This window comes from Streptomyces sp. NPDC000410, from assembly GCF_040300305.1.
Taxonomy (GTDB): Bacteria; Actinomycetota; Actinomycetes; order Streptomycetales; family Streptomycetaceae; genus Streptomyces.
This window is the reverse complement of sequence record NZ_JBEPDM010000120.1, coordinates 1-2,513: the sequence shown is the minus strand read 5'-3', so window position 1 is coordinate 2,513 and position 2,513 is coordinate 1. Positions and strand designations below refer to the sequence as shown.

General features: G+C 62.7%; 2 protein-coding genes. Both read right to left on the bottom strand.

The features are described 5' to 3' along the window. On the bottom strand, positions 1 to 533 hold a 533-nt coding region (locus tag ABT342_RS37995), incomplete at its 3' end, for an IS3 family transposase (protein WP_351584159.1). Between the two features lie 120 nt (positions 534 to 653). Further along, positions 654 to 1,901: a group II intron reverse transcriptase/maturase gene (gene ltrA / locus ABT342_RS37990; RefSeq protein WP_351584156.1), complete on the bottom strand. Its 1,248-nt coding sequence runs from the start codon at positions 1,899 to 1,901 to the stop codon at positions 654 to 656. Between the last annotated feature and the right edge of the window lie 612 nt (positions 1,902 to 2,513).

Genomic DNA, 2,513 nt, shown 5'->3' with positions numbered 1-2,513 from the left:
GCATCGACGACGAGCTCGGCGCGGTGGTGGTCGGCCATGGTGTAGCCGACGACCTCGCGGGTGGCCAGGTCCAGCCAGCAGGCGAGGTAGAGCCAGCCCTCGGCGGTGGGCAGGTAGGTGATGTCGCCGACCAGCTTGGTCCCGGGGCGCTCGGCATGGAAGTCGCGGCCGATGAGGTCCGGGGCTGGCTTCGCCTTCTTGTCCGGCCGGGTCAGCGAGCGGTGCTTGCGCCGGGTGATGCCGCGGATGTCGCGCTCACGCATCAGGCGGGCGACGCGCTTGCGGTTCACCCGCCGGCCCAGGCGGCGCAGTTCGGCGTGGATGCGCGGGACACCGTAGGTGCGGCGGGAGGCGATGTGCAGCACGGTGATCTCGTGTGCGAGCGCGTCGTCGGCGACCCGCCGCTTACGGCGGGCGGCCTCGCCCTCGCGCCAGGCGTAGTAGGAGGAGCGGGCGACCTTCAGCACCCGGCACAGCAGGACGATCGGGTACGTCGCCTTCTCCGCATGAACCAACCGGTACAGCTCGCTCACCGGTCGTTCTCCTTCACGAAGAAGGCTGTCGGTCGGGTGGCCCGGGGGAATCGCACCCCCGGGCTCCCACAGATCCCGGCGTGACAGTCTCCCGTCACCGGGCTCCTATCGCCCTCTTCGTCAGGTGACGTTGACCCATTTCCAGTGCGCGAAGAATGAGGGGTAGGCCGCTACGACCTGATCCCATCTCCTCGTGGCCTTCTTGTAGGTCTTGAGTCGTTTGTGCTTCTTCCGGACCCAGCGCAACAGGTAGTAATTGATGCGCTGCAGGAGGGGATACAGTTCGGTTTGATAGAACGCCCCGTAGTACTGCATCCATCCGCGAATGATGGGGTTCAACCATTTCGCGAACTCCCCGAAGGAATAGGTGACGTTCATGTGAATCCGCCACGAGCGGACTTCCATGCTCATCCTCTTCAAGGCGTCCTTGCTGACCGCCGGAAGGAAGGATGTGAACACCTCTCCATTCCGGTCGACCGCCGGACGGTTTCGGAAAGTGAAACCGAGAAAAGTGAAGGAGGTGGCGGCTTCGCCGCCCTGCTTCATCTTCCCGCAGTACACGATCCGGGTCTTGTCCGGGTGCAACTCCAGTCCCACCTGTGCCATCCTCAGCCCCAACTGCTCCAGGACCTGTCGGGCCTGACGCTCGGATGAGCAATGAATTACCGCGTCATCCGCATAGCGTTCGAACTGGACGCCCGGGAAAGTCCGGGTGAGCCACATGTCGAACGCGTAGTGCAGGAACAGGTTGGCCAGTACGGGTGAGACCGAGGACCCTTGCGGAGTTCCCCGATCTCGTTGCCGCAAGGCGCCGTTGGGCATCAGTACGGGGGCGGCAAGCCACCGCTTCACGTACAGAATCACCCAAGCGGCATCGGTATGAGCTTCGACCGCCTTGACGATCAGGTCCCAGCGGACACTGTCGAAGAACTTGGCAATGTCGAACTCGACCGCCCACTTCTTCTTCCAGCATCGCCGCCGGCATGTTGCCACCGCATCCAGGGCCGACCTGCCTGGCCGGTAGCCGAAGGAGTCGGGGTGGAATACAGGCTCCACCCGCTTCTCCATGTGAACGGCCACCACCGTCTGGGCAATCCTGTCCGACACGGTAGGCACACCGAGGAGCCGGACCCCGCCGCCGTGCGGCTTGGGAATCTCCACACCTTTTACGGGAGGCGGAAAATAGCTGCCCGAAGACATGCGATTCCAGATCTTGTAGAGATTCCCCTGCAAGTCCTTCTCGAACTCTTCAATAGTGCAGCCATCCACCCCCGCAGCACCCTGATTCTCCCTCACCTTCAGGTACGCATCCCAGACTTCTCTCTTCGAAATCTCAAACGGCTTTCCTGACGACTTCAGCTCGCTCACGCAGCTCCTCCCGGACAGAGCCCGGTTGACCAAACAAACGAACCACGGACAATCCGGCCCCTTCGCTCCACTCCCACCGCGCTCAGCAAAGGCTTCACCACTACTACGGACCGGTCCGCCAACACGAACTGCATCGGTACTCTGCCTCTTACGGGTTCTCCGCTTGAGGTCCTCCCTTACGCGGAATCATCCAAAACGGGTAACCGCAGCATCAGTTCGTGCCTTCCCACGTTCCCTGCGAGCGCAGCAGACCAGGATCACGTCGCCTCCACGCCGGGCACCACCTGGCCAGTAGATCGGGTATCCGCCAGGCTCATCCCGGGGCAAAAAGTAACCCCCGGTTTTGATGCCGTTTCAATCCTTAACGACGCGTCAACAGCGTCCCCCTTGCGGGGATTTGCGCTCCGTCTTCCTGGTCCCTACCTGACGCCTCTTGGACGCCTTTTCCACATCGCTCACCACGGTCGCGTCACCGCTTCCGCAGCATGTGGCGGTTTGAAGCCTCCCCCCGCAGGGCGGCTCCGAAGGGCCTACCTTCATCACTCGCACAGCATCGCGTTCAGCCACTCAACTACCCATTGCGGCCTCCCGCGTTCGTGGCGCACCTTTTTT